Here is a 16,158-nt window from a genome sequence, read left to right as displayed (position 1 = left end):
CGGGCCCGCACTCAAAACCGAAGCCGCATCAAAGGATCAGGCGTCCGCACAAACCCCATCGACGCATACAGCGGCGCAGCCTCCGCCGAAGCGGTCAGATCGATCTGACCGACCCCCTCCTCCCGGAACCACACCACCAACGCCTCCATGCACGCCCGCGCATACCCCCGCCGCCGCACCTCGGGATCGGTCGCCACACTGAACACGTAACCGATCCGCCCGTGCGGATTCCCGGCCCGCCCGATCCGGTACTCCACCGTCCCCGCGACCAGCGCCCCCAGCGTCCCCACCCGCTCGGGGTGATCGACGACGAACGCGGCGAAACCCCCGTCGGGATCGGCCAGCCGCCCCCGTACGGTGGCCAGGGACTCGGCATGCCAGTCAGCGGACGTATCCGCACCTGGCTGGGAGTCGATCATCACCTGCCGCAGTCGGAGCAGTTCCTCGGCGTCCTCGGGCACGGCACGACGTACAAGGCTCATGATCGGCACGGTAGCCACGGGCCCCGGCCGATGTCGTCGGAATTTCACCGGAATCCGCTTGCTTGGAGTGCACTCCAAGGTTTTAGCGTTGAGGTCATGACGGTGATGGAGACCACGGACACCAGGAACAACACCTGTGCCGGCCTGCCGCACGCGGCCCGGCGTCCGGACGGCGAGGACCAGTACACGATCAGCGAGGTCGTCGCCTTCACCGGCCTGACGGCGCACACCCTCCGCTGGTACGAGCGGATCGGGCTGATGCCCCACATCGACCGCTCGCACACCGGCCAGCGCCGCTACAGCAACCGCGACCTCGACTGGCTCGACCTCGTGGGCAAGCTGCGGCTGACCGGGATGCCGGTCGCCGGGATGGTGCGGTACGCGGAGATGGTGCGTGAGGGCGACCACACGTACGCCGACCGCTTCGAGCTGCTCGAAGCCACCCGTCGGGACGTACAGGCGCGGATCGCCGAGCTCCAGGACACCCTCGCGGTGCTCGACCGGAAGATCAATTTCTATGCGGACGCCGGGCGGGCCCTGGCGTCGGAGAGGTCCCGATGACGGACAGCAGGATCGCGAAGGCGCAGCTCGGTACGGGCGGCCCCGAGGTCGGAGTGCAGGGCCTCGGCTGCATGGGCATGAGTTTCGCGTACGGCCCGACGGACGCCGAGGAGGCCCGGGCCACGCTGGAGCGCGCGCTGGAACTCGGCGTGACGCTCTACGACACGGCGGACGCGTACGGCCAGGGGGAGAACGAGGAGTTCCTGTCGCCGTTCTTCCGGGCGCACCGCGACGAGGTCGTCATAGCGACCAAGTTCGCCTTGGCGATTCCGCCGGACGAGCCGACGAAGCGGATCATCCGCAACGACCCGCCGTACATCCGGCAGGCCGTGGAGGCGAGCCTCAAGCGGCTGGGTGTCGATGTGATCGACCTCTACTACATGCACCGCCGTGACGTGAACGTCCCCATCGAGGAGACCGTCGGCGCCATGGCCGAGCTGGTCCGCGAGGGCAAGGTCAAGCAGCTCGGCCTCAGCGAGGTCACGGGCGGCGAACTCCGGGCCGCGCAGGCGGTGCACCCGATCGCGGCCGTCCAGTCGGAGTGGTCGCTGTTCAGCAGGGACATCGAGGCGGGTGTGGTCCCGGCGGCCCGGGAACTGGGCGTGACGCTGGTCCCGTACTCGCCGCTCGGCCGGGGCTTCCTCACCGGCTCCTTCACGAACGCCGACACGGAACTGACCGCCGACGACTTCCGCCGCCAGCAGCCCCGCTTCACCGGTGACAACGCGGCGGCGAACGCGGCCCTCCTGGAGCCGATCCGGGCGGTGGCGAAGGCCCACGACGCCTCCGTGGGCCAGATCGCCCTGGCCTGGGTCCACCAGCAGGCGTCCGTCCACGACCTCCCCGTGATCCCCATCCCGGGCACCCGCAGGCGCACCCGGATCGAGGAGAACACGGCGGCAACCCGCATCGTCCTGAGCGAGGACGACCTGGCCACCCTGAACGCCATCGCCGCCCAGGTATCAGGCACCCGCTACGCGGACATGACGTTCGTGTCGGCGGGCAGGGAGTAGCGAGCCCGTGAGGGGGTTCGCCCCTTCAGGGGCGCGGGGAACTGCGCGACCAGCCACAACGGCCCGCAGCCAACGAACGGCCCCGCAGCCCCTCCCCCCGCCCCCCCTCACACCTCAAAGCTCGGCCAACAACTCGGCCTTCTTCATCGAGAACTCCTCATCCGTGACGAGCCCAGCCTCATAAAGCTCGCCAAGATGCCGGATCCGGTCGGCGATGTCGGCCGGATCCCGCCGAGCCCCCGCCCCGCCCGCGGTCCCGGCCCCCGGACTCTCGGGCAGGGGGGCCGAAGCCCCACCGGTCCGAACCGCCGCAAGCACCGCCGCGGCGAACGGCAACGACTCGTGCACCGGCCCGTACCCCAGCCCGAAGACAACGGCGGCCGGATCCTGATCCGCCTGAGCCGGCTGCGAAATCCCCGAGTCACGGCGCAGCAGCCGCAGATGCCCCTCGAAGACCTCGGGCGAGCGCCACTCGACACCACACAGGTCGGACACGGCGAAACCCTGGTCGCCGGCCTTCCACTTGGCGGAGGACGCCCCCGTCCAGAACCACCGGAAGTGGACGGTCTTCCCGTCGAAGGACGCCTTTCCGTCGTACGCCTTGAACTGCAGCGGCGTCTCGGGCGGTTGCACCAGATAGCGCTCGGCGGGCCCCGGGTCGTTGGTCGCGAGCATCGCCCGCAGTTCGTCCGCGTAGTACTCGGCGAGCGTCTCCCGCTCGGCGGGCAGCACAAGCCGATAGGGGTCGGACCCCTCCTTGAGCTGTCCCGCCGCCGCCTCCATGAGCGGATCCGCTCCCGGTCTCGGCTCGGCGCGCAGGACGACCGTCCCGCGCTTGCCGGGCGTCAGCGTCACCGCCGCGATCGCGTCGAGCGGGATGCGGCGCTCACCGAGCGCCTGGAACAGCTTCGGCGTGCGAATCCCCCGTTCGAAGCGGATGAGCACGGAGTCGGACTCGAACTCCCAGGCGGCATGAAATCCGGCCAGTACGTCACCCATGCGGGCCATCGTATGCGGCATGCGCTTCGTAGTCCCCTCCCTGAGCAGACCGCACTTTCTTCGTTCTCTACGCGCGTCCGACTTCAGCCGTGTCGGACAAACCCTCCCGGCACACGTCATCCTCGTGGGCGCAGCGCACCGCGCGGTACGCGCCAATCCCGATCTCGGCGAAGTTCCGCAGGCTGTCGGTGCCGGGCACGAAGTACCCCGTGTGTCCCCGGGCGCCCCGGGCCGACAGCACGCGCGCGCCGAAGTCCGAGGACATCGGATCGGCCCCGTGACCGAGCCCGCCGACCTCCAGATGCGGTACGTCCTCGATCCAGTCGTCGGAGTCCCGTACGGCCCACACCCGGGCTGAGGTGCGCAGCTGCGCGGCCTTCTCGACCCGCATACCGGGGCTGCCCGCCACCGCTATGTCGGAGACCCGCGAGGGCAGCGAGTGCGCGGCGACACCGCAGACGACCGAGCCGTAGCTGTGGCAGTACAGGGCCACGCCGGAGCGTCCGGGCAGGGCACGGACCAGGGCGTTGAGCCGGACCGCGCCCTCCTCGGCGCGGATCCCGGTGGCCGCGTCCATGCCGAGTCCGCTGGGCGCCGTGTAGTCGGCCCAGGCGATGACGGCCGTACGTGTCTCCGGGCTCGCGGCCCGCTCGGCGCTGTGCAGGGACTTGGCCATGCCGACGGGCGCCGAGTACGTCTTGTTGGTGCGCTGGAAGGTCAGGAGGTTGGTGTCGACGCCGGGCACGACGACCGAGACCCGCTCGGCCCTGTCCAGGTCTCCGAAGACCTCCGCGACCCGGCCGGAGCCCATCGGGTCGAAGGCGAGGATGCGGCGCTCCCCGCTCATCAGGTCCTCGTACCGGTGCATCCGGCGGCCGGCCTCGTACTGTCCGGTCGGCGAGAGCCGGTCGTCGTCCATGCGTTTGAGCTCGACCTTGCGTGCCTGGCCGAGGGCGATCTGGTTGGCGCGGTACCGGAGCTGTACCGGCGCCCCGTTCATGTTGCCGACCGCCAGCGGATAGCGGGTGGCGAGCCGGGCCCGCTGCCGCGCGTCGAGCGAGGCGAAGAAGTGGGCCAGCCTGGCGGGCGTCGTGTCGTCCGGGTCGGGCAGCCGGTGCCCGCCTATGTGACCGCGTTCCCAGGCGGACAGCGACGCCGCGAGCGGGGTGGTCGCGCCCCGGTGGTTGCGCACAGCTGTCCAGCCGGTGGTCCCGAGCATCACGAACACCACGGCCAGCGCGAGCAACATGCGCCAGACGTTGAGTTGGGGGGTGGAGTCGAAGGAAGTCACTGAAAGGACACACTAGGAGAACGAGAGTGTCTCGCGTTAACCGAGTGAGGCGGATCACGTTTCATGAGGGGTAATTGGGTAAAACCGGGCATCGATTGAGTCGATCCGTCACCCTGCGTAGGTGCCCGACGGGCCTTGCCGTCAGCGGAGTCCGACCCTGCGTGCGACCGCCGTCACTCAGTGTCCGTACGGTCGTCCCCGCCGCCCGTACGCCAGTTCTCCGCCAACGCGGGCCCCACCTGGTCGAGATACGAGGCGGTCAGCTCACGCATCGCCGCCACGCTGAAGTCCTCACCCGCGCCCCAGAGCCGGCCCGTCAGCCGCATCACCCCGCCGAAAACGGCCATGACCAGGCGCGGCCGCGGGTCGGTGTCCACATCGAGGCCCTCACGCTCAGCGATCACTCGCGCGAGTTCCTCCTCCAGTCCCTCCTGGCGGCGCAGGTGGGCGGCGAGCAGCGCGGGCGTCGACTCGATCAACTGGAAGGCGCGCATGTGCAGTTCGAGCGGGATGACGGCCTCGATGGCCTCGCCGATGGTGTCCCAGCTGGCCATGACGGCCTGGCGCAGCGCGTCCAGCGGGGCCTCGTGGGCGGGACGCCCGCGCACCGCCGCGACGAAATGCGACTCGGCCATCTCCTGGACGGCGAAGGCGGCGTCCTCCTTGCCCGCGAAGTACCGGAAGAACGTGCGCTGCGAGACGTCGACGGCCTCGACGATCTCGTCGACGGTCGTCCGCTCGTACCCCTGGGTCGTGAACAGTTCCAGGGCGGCCCGCACCAGGGCGTCCCGGGTGCGCTGTTTCTTGAGCTCGCGCAGTCCCGGCCGTGACGCCGTGTCCATGGAACCTCTTCTCGTTTGCCGTGGCCGCGTCTGTTCCGTCCCTCCGGCGCGCCGCAGGTGTCCGTTCCGCCCAGCTCAGACTATCCGTGAGTGACGTGACAGTTACCGACTTGTGAATTGGTTTGTCAACTGTCAGTGGCTGTCATTAGCCTCGGTGCATGACTAGTCAGACCACCGTCGACACGACCGGCCCGGCCGACAAGGCTCCGCCCGCCGCCTCCGGTCCGACCCCGGGCAAGGGGCTGCGCGGCCACCCTTGGTACACCCTGTTCACCGTGGCCGTGGGCGTGATGATGGTGGCCCTGGACGGCACCATCGTGGCCATCGCCAACCCGGCCATCCAGAAGGACCTGAACGCCAGCTTCGCGGACGTTCAGTGGATCACCAACGGCTACTTCCTCGCGCTCGCCGTCACGCTGATCACGGCGGGCAAGCTCGGTGACCGGTTCGGCCACCGGCAGACGTTCCTGATAGGCGTGGTCGGCTTCGCGGCCGCCTCGGGTGCCATCGGCCTCTCCGACAGCATCGCCTTCGTGGTCGTCTTCCGAGTGCTCCAGGGCCTGTTCGGCGCACTGCTGATGCCGGCCGCGCTCGGTCTGCTGCGCGCCACCTTCCCGGCCGAGAAGCTGAACATGGCGATCGGCATCTGGGGCATGGTCATCGGCGCCTCCACCGCGGGCGGCCCGATCCTCGGCGGTGTCCTCGTCGAGCACGTCAGTTGGCAGTCCGTCTTCTTCATCAACGTGCCGGTCGGCATCATCGCGGTCGTCCTCGGCGTGGTGATCCTCACCGACCACCGCGCGGAGAACGCGCCGCGCTCGTTCGACCTCCCCGGTATCGGCCTGCTGTCCGGCGCCATGTTCTGCCTGGTCTGGGCGCTCATCAAGGCCCCGGAGTGGGGCTGGGGCGACGCCATGACGTGGTCGTTCCTGGCCATCTCCGTGCTCGGCTTCGCACTGTTCGCGTTCTGGGAGAACCGGGTCGCCGAGCCGCTCATCCCGCTCGGACTCTTCCGTTCCGTGGCACTGTCGGCCGGTGTGGTCCTGATGGTGCTCATGGCGATCGCCTTCATGGGCGGCCTGTTCTTCGTCACCTTCTACCTGCAGAACGTGCACGGGATGAGCCCGATCGACGCGGGCCTGCACCTGCTGCCGCTCACCGGCATGATGATCGTCGGCTCGCCCCTGGCCGGCGCGATGATCACCAAGACGGGACCGCGCATCCCGCTCGCGGGCGGCATGGCGCTCACGGCCATCGCCATGTTCGGTGTGTCGACGCTGGAGACGGACACGAGCAGCGGGCTCATGTCGATCTGGTTCGCGCTCCTCGGTCTCGGCCTCGCGCCGGTCATGGTCGGCGCCACGGAGGTCATCGTGGGCAACGCGCCGATGGAGCTCTCCGGTGTCGCCGGCGGTCTCCAGCAGGCCGCGATGCAGATCGGCGGCAGCCTCGGTACGGCGGTCCTGGGTGCCGTGATGGCCTCCAAGGTCGACGGCGACCTCGCGGGCAACTGGGCGGGCGCGGGCCTTCCGCAGCTCACCCCGGTCCAGCTCGACCAGGCCAAGGAGGCGGTCCAGGTCGGCGCCGCGCCGGTGGCACCGGGCACGCCGCCCGAGTTGGCCGAGAAGATCACGGGCGTCGCGCACGACACGTTCATCTCCGGCATGAGCCTGGCGAGCCTCGTCGCGGCCGGCGTCGCCTTCGTGGCCATCTTCGTCGCGTTCCTCACCAAGCGGGGTGCCAACGCGGAGGCGGGCGCGGGAGTCGGACACATCTAGTCCGCTCTTTGTCCGTCCCTGTCGGCCATCTCCGGCCCGGCCCCGCCGAGTTCACTCGGCGGGGCTTTCGCCTATCAGGGTGACGCCATTCCGTATGACTTTCATATCGGCCGTGCCGCAGGTCAGAGTGCTCTCAACTGATCCGTACGAAACGGGCAGTTCGGTGAGGCCGGGGCGCGCTGCCGGAGGGGGGCAGCGCGCCGCGGAACCGGTGGGAGAAAAAGTACGGGTCTGAACCGAACGGACCGGGGTACCCGACTTCCGAGCCCGAACCGGCCGGCATTCGGCCGGCTCAGAGGTCCAGGGAGTTGATGATGGCGGGCTTCGGTCACACCACGCGCAAACACCCTCGCTCACGTCGCCGTACGGGGTCACGGAGCGGGCCGGACCGCGCGACGCTCGGAATCATCGGAGTCATCTGCGCGGTCGCCGGGTTCTTCGTGCTGGGGATCATCCTCGGCCCACTGGCGATCGCCTGCGGATGGCTGGCCATGGGACGCCGCTGGAACGGCGCCCGCCCACTGCCGGCGCTGATCGCACTGGTACTGGGCGCGATCGACACGATCCTGGCGATCGTCTGGATGGCCGGTATGGCAGGCCCCGGCAACGGGATGTTCTAGCCGGCAGCATTGAAATGGTCCCCCGTGTCCCCTTTTCAGGGACGTGGGGGACCGTGCTGTGGATGGTCGTCGGGTGCGGGTCGTGTGTGGCTGGTCGCGCAGTTCCCCGCGCCCCTAAAAACATGCAGTTGCCGACAGCCGCATGCTTTTAGTCTTTAGGGGCGCGGGGAACTGCGCGACCAGCCCCCACCCACCCGCACCCGACGAACAACCGCAAACCGCAAACCGCACACCGCTCAGCGCAACTGCTCCTCCGCAACGGCAGAGCGCGTGTCGGACAACGCGGCAACCTGCGCCCGCAGGGCCCGTACCTCCTCCGCCAGCGCCTCGATCGCCGCCGTCTGCCGCCGCTCCTCCACATCGTCCGACTCGAACCGCGATATGAACCACGCGGCGATATTGGCGGTCACGACACCGAGAAGCGCGATCCCGGACAGCATCAGCCCGACCGCTATCATCCGCCCGAGCCCGGTGGTCGGAGCGTGATCGCCGTACCCCACGGTCGTCATCGTGGTGAACGACCACCACACCGCGTCACCCAGCGTCCTGATGTTGCCCTCGGGCGACTCGCGTTCGACGGACAGCACGGCGAGCGAGCCGAACATCAGCAACGCCACCACCGCACCCACCACATACGTGGTCAGCCGTATCTGTGGCGCCATCCGGGCCCGCTGCCCGACGAGCAGCAACGTGGAGACGAGCCGCAGCAGCCGGATCGGCTGGATGAGCGGCAACAGCACCGCGCACAGATCGAGCCAGTGCGTACGGACGAACTCCCGCCGTCGGTCGGTGAGAGCGAGCCGTACGAGATAGTCCAGGGCGAACAGCCCCCAGACCGCCCACTCCACCACGGTGCACCAGTCGGTCACCTCCCGACCGGCCTCGGGCCACACGATCGGCACGGCATAGGCAACGGCAAACGCCACCGCGAGCCCCAACAGGGGCCGCTGAGTGCGCTGCTCCCAACGGTCCTGTGCCGATTGCTGCTTCATGCCCGCATAGTAGAAAACGTGAAGGGGTGGTGTGACCCGTGGCCACACCACCCCTACCGGCGCTGTGCTGGACGCCCGGTCAGGAGCGCCCCTTCAGGGGTGCGGGGAACTGCGCGACAAGCCCCCACGCACCCGCAGACAACCACACAGCCTAGGCATCGCCACCCGCGGCACCAGGATCCGCAGAAGCCACATCCAGCAACTGATACCGATCGATCGCCTGCTTGAGCACGGACCGGTCAACCTTGCCCTCACGCGCAAGCTCCGTCAGCACCCCCACCACGATCGACTGCGCGTCGATGTGGAAGAACCGCCGAGCGGCCCCCCGGGTATCGGCGAAGCCGAACCCATCGGCACCGAGGGACTGGTAGGTCCCCGGCACCCAGCGAGCGATCTGGTCCGGAACCGACCGCATCCAGTCGGAGACAGCCACGAACGGACCCTCGGCCCCGCTCAACTTCCGCGTCACGTAAGGAACCCGCTGCTCCTCCTCGGGGTGCAGCAGATTGTGCCGCTCCACCTCGACGGCCTCGCGCCGCAGCTCGTTCCAGGAGGTCGCCGACCAGACGTCGGCCCGTACGTTCCAGTCCTCGGCGAGCATCCGCTGGGCCTCGACGGCCCACGGCACGGCGACACCGGACGCCATGATCTGCGCCGGGATGGAGCCCGAAGTGCCCTCCGCGAAGCGGTGGATGCCCTTCAGGATGCCGTCGACGTCCACGCCCTCCGGCTCGGCGGGGTGCTGGATCGGCTCGTTGTAGACGGTGAGGTAGTAGAAGACGTCCTCGCCGTGCGGGTGCTCGTCGGACGAGCCGTACATCCGCCGCAGCCCGTCCTGCACGATGTGCGCGATCTCGAACCCGTAGGCCGGGTCGTACGCGACACACCCCGGGTTCGTCGAGGCGAGCAACTGCGAGTGCCCGTCCGCGTGCTGCAGACCTTCACCGGTCAGAGTCGTGCGGCCCGCGGTCGCGCCCAGGACGAAACCGCGCGACAACTGGTCGGCCATCTGCCAGAACTGGTCGCCGGTGCGCTGGAAACCGAACATCGAGTAGAAGACGTACACCGGGATGAGCGGCTCGCCGTGCGTGGCGTACGCCGAGCCGGCCGCGATCAGCGAGGCCGTACAGCCCGCCTCGGAGATGCCGTCGTGCAGCATCTGCCCGGTCGGCGACTCCTTGTACGCGAGGAGCAGGTCGCGGTCCACGGCCTCGTACTGCTGGCCGAGCGGGTTGTAGATCTTCGCGCTCGGGAAGAACGAGTCCATGCCGAACGTGCGGTACTCGTCGGGTGCGATCAGCACGAACCGCTTGCCGATCTCCTTGTCCCGCATGAGGTCCTTGAGTAGCCGTACGAACGCCATGGTCGTGGCGATCGACTGCTGACCCGAACCCTTCTTCACACTCGCGTACGTCTTGTCCTCGGGCAGTGCGAGCGGCTTCGACCGCACGACGCGCGTCGGGACGTACCCGCCGAGCCCCTTGCGGCGGTCGTGCATGTACTGGATCTCCTCCGAGTTCCGGCCCGGGTGGTAGTACGGCGGCGCGCCGGACTCCAGCTCCTGGTCGGAGATCGGCAGGTGCAGCCGGTCGCGGAAGCCCTTGAGGTCGGCGACCGTCAGCTTCTTCATCTGGTGCGTGGCGTTGCGGCCCTCGAAGTTCGGGCCGAGCGTCCAGCCCTTGACCGTCTGCGCGAGGATCACGGTCGGCTGGCCGCTGTGCGCCTTGGCCGCCGCGTAGGCCGCGTAGACCTTCTTGTGGTCGTGACCGCCGCGGCCCAGGTGCAGGATCTGGTCGTCGGTCATGTTCTCGACCATCGCCCGCAGCCGGTGGTCGTGACCGAAGAAGTGCTCGCGGATGTACGAGCCGGTCTCGGTGGCGTACGTCTGGAACTGTCCGTCGGGGGTGGTGTTCAGCTGGTTGACGAGCACGCCGTCGCGGTCCTGCGCGAGCAGCGGGTCCCAACTGCGGTCCCAGACCAGCTTGATGACGTTCCAGCCGGCGCCGCGGAACTGCGACTCCAGCTCCTGGATGATCTTTCCGTTGCCGCGTACAGGACCGTCGAGCCGCTGGAGGTTGCAGTTGACGACGAAGGTGAGGTTGTCCAGGCCCTCGCGCGCCGCGATGGACAGCTGGCCGAGCGACTCGGGCTCGTCCATCTCGCCGTCACCGAGAAACGCCCAAACGTGGGACTTGGAGGTGTCCGCGATACCGCGCGCCTCCATGTAGCGGTTCATCCGCGCCTGGAAGATCGCGCCGAGCGGACCGAGGCCCATCGAGACCGTCGGGAACTCCCAGAAGTCCGGCATCGACCGCGGGTGCGGGTACGACGACAGGCCGTTGGGCGCCTTGGACTTCTCCTGGCGGAAGGCGTCGAGCTGCTGCTCGCTCAGCCGGTCCAGCATGAACGCGCGGGCGTAGATGCCGGGGGAGGCGTGCCCCTGGAAGAAGATCTGGTCGCCGCCGTCGCCCTCGTCCTTGCCGCGGAAGAAGTGGTTGAAGCCCACGTCGTAGAGGGAGGCGGAGGACGCGAAGGTGGCGATGTGACCGCCTACGCCGATACCGGGGCGCTGGGCCCTGGACACCATCACGGCCGCGTTCCAGCGGGTCGCGTTCAGGATCTTGCGCTCGATCTCCTCGTTGCCGGGGAAGAACGGCTCGTCCTTGGTGGCGATGGTGTTGACGTAGTCCGTGCTGCGCATCTCCGGCACGGCCACGCGCTTCTCGCGGGCCCGTTCGATCAGCCGCAGCATGAGATAGCGGGCCCGCTCCCGGCCCCGCTGGTCGACGGCGGCGTCGAGGGAGTCGAGCCACTCCTGGGTCTCTTCTGGATCGAAGTCAGGGACCTGACTCGGAAGGCCGCCAATGATGATCGGGTTGCGATCGGGTCCGGAAGCCACGCTGTTCCTTCGCTCTCAGGGGGCCGCTTTTTCTCGGTTTTTCTCGGTTTTTTCTTGGGGGGTCTCTCTGGTTACCTGGGTCTCTGCACCGTTCCCCATCGTGTACCTCGGGGGCGGAAACGTCATCTCTACCGAGAGGTAACCGAGACGTTCGCCCCGTCCCCCCAAGGGCGGGTACGGCAAATCGCAACGATACGCCCGACCCGTGACGCGTACCGCAAAGCCTTTCGAGTCCCGTACCCTCGTAGGGTTCGTAAATCCACAAATGGGGCAGATTGGTGTGGTGTGCGTCACCAATGGCCAGGATTCCCTGCCTGGAGTTGCGGCGACACGGTCGGGATCGTCACCGTTTCGGCGGTCCCGACGGCCGGGTACTTGCGCGATCCGCCCCGCCCGTGTGGACTACGGCCAATGCTTCGCGCACGCGCGTGGCTTGAACTTCCCCAAGCTCCAGGCTTCGCCCGAGCAGGGGGAGACCCCATTACCGAACATGATCAGGAGGCAACCCGTGAGCGCGACCGCGGACCACGCGGAGGAGCGGACGAGCCTGGCCACCAGGCTGGGATTCCAGCCCGAGCAGGTGGTCCAGGAGATCGGCTTCGACGACGACGTCGACCAGGAGCTCCGCGAGGCCATTGAAGAAGTCATCGGCAGCGAGCTCATGGACGAGGAGTACGACGACGTCGCCGACGCCGTAGTGCTCTGGTTCCGTGACGACGACGGCGACCTGACGGACGCGCTGGTGGATGCCACCACGTACGTCGAAGAGGGCGGCGCCGTCCTGCTGCTGACGCCGAAGACCGGCCGAGACGGGTATGTGGAGCCCAGCGACATCGCGGAAGCCGCGACGACCGCGGGTCTGTCCCAGACCAAGAGCATCAGCGTGGGGAAGGACTGGAGCGGGACCCGGCTGGCTACGCCGAAGGCGGCCAAGTCAAAGCGGTGACGCTCCGCTGAGTTGGGCGGGGGTTCAGGGGTTGGCACCCCTGGGCCCCCGTTTTTCGGCTTCCGGCCGGGGGTTTCGTCGTCGGCCTGCGGCTGCGGCTGCGGCTGCGGCTGCGGCTGCGGCTGTGAGGGTGCGGGTGCGCTGTGGCTGGTCGCGCAGTTCCCCGCGCCCCTTGGTATTTCAGCCTCTCCGGCGTTTGAGGAGCGGGGGTTCGGGGGCTGGCCCCCGAAAGGGACGGGAACGGGTAGGGGCGGCGGGGGCGAAAAGGGGTCTCTGCGTAGGGTGGGTGCCCCGAACGGCCCCATGGACCCCACGGAAGGGAAGCAGGACATGACCATCGAGGTCGGCGACAAGGCCCCGGACTTCGAGCTGAAGGACAACCACGGCGCCACCGTGAAGCTCTCCGACTTCCGCGGTGCGAAGAACGTCGTGCTGCTCTTCTACCCCTTCGCCTTCACCGGCGTCTGCACGGGCGAACTGTGCGCCCTGCGCGACAACCTGCCGCAGTTCTCCGACCGCGACACCCAGCTGCTCGCCGTCTCCAACGACTCCATCCACACCCTGCGCGTCTTCGCCGAGCAGGAGGGCCTGGAGTACCCGCTGCTGTCCGACTTCTGGCCGCACGGCGAGGTCTCGCGCGCGTACGGGGTCTTCGCCGAGGACAAGGGCTGCGCGGTGCGCGGCACCTTCGTCATCGACAAGGAGGGCATCGTCCGCTGGACCGTCGTCAACGCCCTGCCGGACGCCCGTGACCTGAACGAGTACGTGACGGCGCTCGACAGCCTGTGATCCCGAGGCGATTCCCACGCGATCCCGGCATGATCCCGGCTCCGTGACCGGCCTGTGATGCCGACACTCTGGGATTCTTCACGCCCAGGGCCTGCGGCGGTGGGGAACCCCTCACTAGGATCGACACGTTGATCCGATACCAACGCACTACGGGGCGCACCGCCCCTGGACACCAATGGGAGGACTCGTGGGAGTCAGCCTCAGCAAGGGCGGCAACGTATCGCTGTCGAAGGAGGCCCCGGGACTGACCGCGGTCATCATCGGTCTGGGGTGGGACATCCGCACCACCACCGGTACCGACTTCGACCTGGACGCCAGCGCCATCCTGACGAACGCGGAGGGCAAGGTCAGCAGTGACGCCAACTTCGTGTTCTTCAACAACCTGAAGAGCCCCGACGGCTCGGTCGAGCACACCGGTGACAACACCACCGGTGAGGGCGAGGGCGACGACGAGCAGATCAAGGTCAACCTCGCCGGCGTCCCGGCCGACATCGAGAAGATCGTCTTCCCGGTCTCGATCTACGACGCCGAGAACCGCCAGCAGTCGTTCGGCCAGGTGCGCAACGCGTTCATCCGCGTCGTGAACCAGGCGGGCGAGGCGGAGATCGCCCGGTACGACCTTTCCGAGGACGCCTCCACGGAGACCGCGATGGTCTTCGGCGAGCTGTACCGCCACGGCGCGGAGTGGAAGTTCCGTGCCATCGGTCAGGGGTATGCCTCAGGTCTGCGCGGCATCGCGCAGGACTTCGGCGTCAACGTCTGAGCCACCTCGGGGTCGTCGTCCGGCCCCGAACAGCTTCAATCCGCTTCACCCTTTTCCGTCCGGCGTCGCACACTCCTAGTGCGGCGCCGGACGTGCTCGACAACCCAATGGCTTGACCGGGGAGGACAAGGATCATGGGCGTCACGCTCGCCAAGGGGGGCAATGTCTCCCTCTCCAAGGCCGCACCGAACCTCACGCAGGTGATGATCGGGCTCGGCTGGGACGCGCGCTCGACCACCGGAGCAGACTTCGACCTCGATGCCAGCGCACTGCTGTGCAACTCGGGGCGGGTGCTCGGTGACGAGTGGTTCATCTTCTACAACCAGCTCAAGAGCCCGGACGGCTCGGTCGAGCACACCGGGGACAACCTCACGGGTGAGGGCGACGGCGACGACGAGTCCCTCCTGATCGACCTCTCCAAGGTGCCCGCCAACGTCGACAAGATCGTCTTCCCGGTCTCGATCCATGACGCCGACAACCGCGGCCAGACCTTCGGTCAGGTCAGCAACGCCTTCATCCGGGTCGTCAACCAGGCCGACGGCCAGGAGCTGGCCCGCTACGACCTCTCCGAGGACGCCTCCACGGAGACCGCGATGATCTTCGGCGAGGTCTACCGCTACGGCGCGGAGTGGAAGTTCCGCGCGGTGGGACAGGGGTACGCGTCCGGACTGCGGGGCATCGCCCTGGACTTCGGGGTCAACGTCTCGTAGGGCCGCCGGGTCCGGGGAAGGTGCCCCCGGTGGCCGAAGGAGAGGCCGTCGCCCGCCGGCACCGAAAGCAGTGTGGCGGGCGGGGCCGAAGGCGCGTCACTGGCGTCCGCACCCTCTGGACCTGCGACTCTCCTGGTGGGGTGGCCCGGCCCTCTCGTCCGAGGGGTCGTCCCTCTAGACTTTGTGGTCAATGTTTCGTAAAGCCGGGTACGGCGGGGGGAAACCCCCTCCGGACTTCGTCCGGGGGTAGCCCCCCATACTCACGATTGGGTAGCCAGTGGTTCTGAAAACCTTCGGCTGGTCGTTCGCGGTCACCGCGCTCGGCTTGGTCGCAGCGGTGCTGATCGACGGATGGACCGCGTTCGGGATCGTGCTGATCCTGTCCATCCTCGAGATCTCGCTGTCCTTCGACAACGCTGTGGTCAACGCCGGAATCCTGAAGAAGATGAGTGCCTTCTGGCAGAAGATCTTCCTCACCGTCGGCATCCTGATCGCCGTCTTCGGAATGCGGCTCGTCTTCCCGGTCGTGATCGTCGCGATCAGCGCCTCGCTCGGCCCCATCGAGGCGGTCGACCTGGCACTCAACGACGCCGACCGCTACCAGGAACTGGTCACCGACGCCCACCCGTCGATCGCCGCCTTCGGTGGCATGTTCCTGTTGATGATCTTCCTCGACTTCATCTTCGAGGACCGTGACATCAAGTGGCTCGGCTGGCTGGAGCGCCCGCTGGCCAAGCTCGGCAAGGTCGACATGCTGTCGGCCTGCATCGCCCTGATCGTCCTGCTGATCACCGCGCTGTACCTCGCCCCGAAGGCCCACCTGCACGCCGGGTCCGCCGACAAGGCGGAGACGGTCCTGCTCTCCGGCATCGCCGGCCTCATCACCTACCTCGTGGTCGGCGGGCTCTCCGGCTTCTTCGAGAACCGTCTCGAAGAGGCGGAGGAGCGCGAGCACGAGGAAGAGGAGGAGGCCAAGCGCAGCGGCAAGCAGGTCTCCGCGGGGGCACTCGTCGGCAAGGCCGCCTTCTTCATGTTCCTGTACCTGGAGGTCCTGGACGCGTCGTTCTCCTTCGACGGCGTCATCGGCGCCTTCGCCATCACGAACGACATCATCCTGATGGCCCTCGGCCTCGGCATCGGCGCCATGTACGTCCGGTCGCTCACGGTCTACCTGGTCCGCCAGGGCACCCTCGACGACTACGTCTACCTGGAGCACGGCGCGCACTACGCGATCGGCGCCCTCGCCGGCATCCTGCTCATCACGATCCGCTTCGAGGTCAACGAGATCGTCACCGGCCTCATCGGTGTCGTCCTCATCGCCTGGTCCTTCTGGTCCTCCGTGCGCCGCAACCGAGCGATCGCGGCCGCAGAGGGAAAAGCTGAGGCCTCGGACGACAAGGCTGAGATCTCGTCCGGGGTGTGACACCGCTCCGAGTGAGGAACGCTCTGTGAGGGGCGGCCGTCGAGGGAATC

15 protein-coding genes are annotated in these 16,158 nt (G+C 68.1%); 9 read left to right on the top strand and 6 right to left on the bottom strand.

All coding sequences use genetic code 11. The features are described 5' to 3' along the window. Positions 1–11: 11 nt before the first annotated feature. On the bottom strand, positions 12–482 hold the full coding sequence (locus ACIBEI_RS16505) for a GNAT family N-acetyltransferase (protein ID WP_398889234.1): 471 nt from the start codon (positions 480–482) through the stop codon (positions 12–14). 96 nt (positions 483–578) lie between these two features. On the opposite strand from ACIBEI_RS16505, the gene ACIBEI_RS16500 reads away from it, so the two are divergent. Further along, positions 579–1,043 (top strand): MerR family transcriptional regulator, encoded by a 465-nt coding sequence (locus ACIBEI_RS16500; protein ID WP_398889233.1) that lies wholly within the window; start codon positions 579–581, stop codon positions 1,041–1,043. After that, positions 1,040–2,056, top strand: a complete 1,017-nt coding sequence (locus ACIBEI_RS16495) for an aldo/keto reductase (RefSeq protein ID WP_398889231.1) — start codon at positions 1,040–1,042, stop codon at positions 2,054–2,056. Before ACIBEI_RS16500 ends, ACIBEI_RS16495 begins: the two co-directional genes overlap by 4 nt. A 114-nt stretch (positions 2,057–2,170) precedes the next feature. Here ACIBEI_RS16495 and ACIBEI_RS16490 read toward each other — a convergent pair whose 3' ends face one another. The 3 genes from ACIBEI_RS16490 to ACIBEI_RS16480 form a co-directional block, all read right to left on the bottom strand. Then, positions 2,171–3,064, bottom strand: a complete 894-nt coding sequence (locus ACIBEI_RS16490; protein WP_398889599.1) for a DUF4429 domain-containing protein — start codon at positions 3,062–3,064, stop codon at positions 2,171–2,173. Positions 3,065–3,122: 58 nt separating this feature from the next. Further along, complete coding sequence (locus ACIBEI_RS16485; protein WP_398889229.1) at positions 3,123–4,346, bottom strand: alpha/beta hydrolase; 1,224 nt, start codon at positions 4,344–4,346, stop codon at positions 3,123–3,125. Between the two features lie 173 nt (positions 4,347–4,519). Beyond that, positions 4,520–5,188, bottom strand: a complete 669-nt coding sequence (locus ACIBEI_RS16480) for a TetR family transcriptional regulator (protein ID WP_398889227.1) — start codon at positions 5,186–5,188, stop codon at positions 4,520–4,522. A gap of 158 nt (positions 5,189–5,346) precedes the next feature. Here ACIBEI_RS16480 and ACIBEI_RS16475 point away from each other — a divergent pair, with 158 nt between their 5' ends. Together ACIBEI_RS16475 and ACIBEI_RS16470 are read left to right on the top strand one after the other, a co-directional pair. Further along, positions 5,347–6,966: an MFS transporter gene (locus ACIBEI_RS16475; protein ID WP_398889225.1), complete on the top strand. Its 1,620-nt coding sequence runs from the start codon at positions 5,347–5,349 to the stop codon at positions 6,964–6,966. 311 nt (positions 6,967–7,277) lie between these two features. Further along, positions 7,278–7,586, top strand: a complete 309-nt coding sequence (locus tag ACIBEI_RS16470; protein WP_398889223.1) for a small hydrophobic protein — start codon at positions 7,278–7,280, stop codon at positions 7,584–7,586. Between the two features lie 236 nt (positions 7,587–7,822). On the opposite strand, the gene ACIBEI_RS16465 is transcribed toward ACIBEI_RS16470, so the two are convergent. After that, a complete protein-coding gene (locus ACIBEI_RS16465) occupies positions 7,823–8,578 on the bottom strand; it encodes a potassium channel family protein (RefSeq protein WP_398889221.1) in 756 nt (251 codons plus the stop codon). A 151-nt stretch (positions 8,579–8,729) separates the two neighbouring features. Continuing rightward, complete coding sequence (gene aceE / locus ACIBEI_RS16460; protein ID WP_398889219.1) at positions 8,730–11,477, bottom strand: pyruvate dehydrogenase (acetyl-transferring), homodimeric type; 2,748 nt, start codon at positions 11,475–11,477, stop codon at positions 8,730–8,732. 508 nt (positions 11,478–11,985) lie between these two features. Between aceE and ACIBEI_RS16455 the strand changes: the two genes are divergently transcribed. From ACIBEI_RS16455 to ACIBEI_RS16435, 5 genes are all read left to right on the top strand, one after another. Beyond that, positions 11,986–12,423: a DUF3052 domain-containing protein gene (locus ACIBEI_RS16455; RefSeq protein ID WP_055611766.1), complete on the top strand. Its 438-nt coding sequence runs from the start codon at positions 11,986–11,988 to the stop codon at positions 12,421–12,423. Between the two features lie 330 nt (positions 12,424–12,753). Next, positions 12,754–13,212, top strand: coding sequence for a peroxiredoxin (locus tag ACIBEI_RS16450; protein WP_189838067.1), 459 nt, complete (start codon positions 12,754–12,756; stop codon positions 13,210–13,212). A gap of 187 nt (positions 13,213–13,399) precedes the next feature. Further along, positions 13,400–13,975 carry a TerD family protein gene (locus ACIBEI_RS16445; RefSeq protein WP_055617911.1) on the top strand — a complete coding sequence of 192 codons (576 nt, stop codon included), beginning with the start codon at positions 13,400–13,402 and terminating at the stop codon, positions 13,973–13,975. Between the two features lie 134 nt (positions 13,976–14,109). Beyond that, positions 14,110–14,685, top strand: coding sequence for a TerD family protein (locus ACIBEI_RS16440; protein ID WP_055617906.1), 576 nt, complete (start codon positions 14,110–14,112; stop codon positions 14,683–14,685). Between the two features lie 277 nt (positions 14,686–14,962). Next, the gene (locus ACIBEI_RS16435; RefSeq protein WP_398889215.1) at positions 14,963–16,108 is read left to right on the top strand and encodes a DUF475 domain-containing protein; all 1,146 of its coding nucleotides are present in this window, start codon (positions 14,963–14,965) and stop codon (positions 16,106–16,108) included. Positions 16,109–16,158 lie beyond the last annotated feature (50 nt).

Source organism: Streptomyces sp. NPDC050988, from assembly GCF_044456225.1.
Lineage (GTDB): Bacteria > Actinomycetota > Actinomycetes > Streptomycetales > Streptomycetaceae > Streptomyces.
The sequence above is the reverse complement of the archived record's forward strand: the minus strand, read 5'-3'. Positions and strand labels throughout refer to the sequence as shown.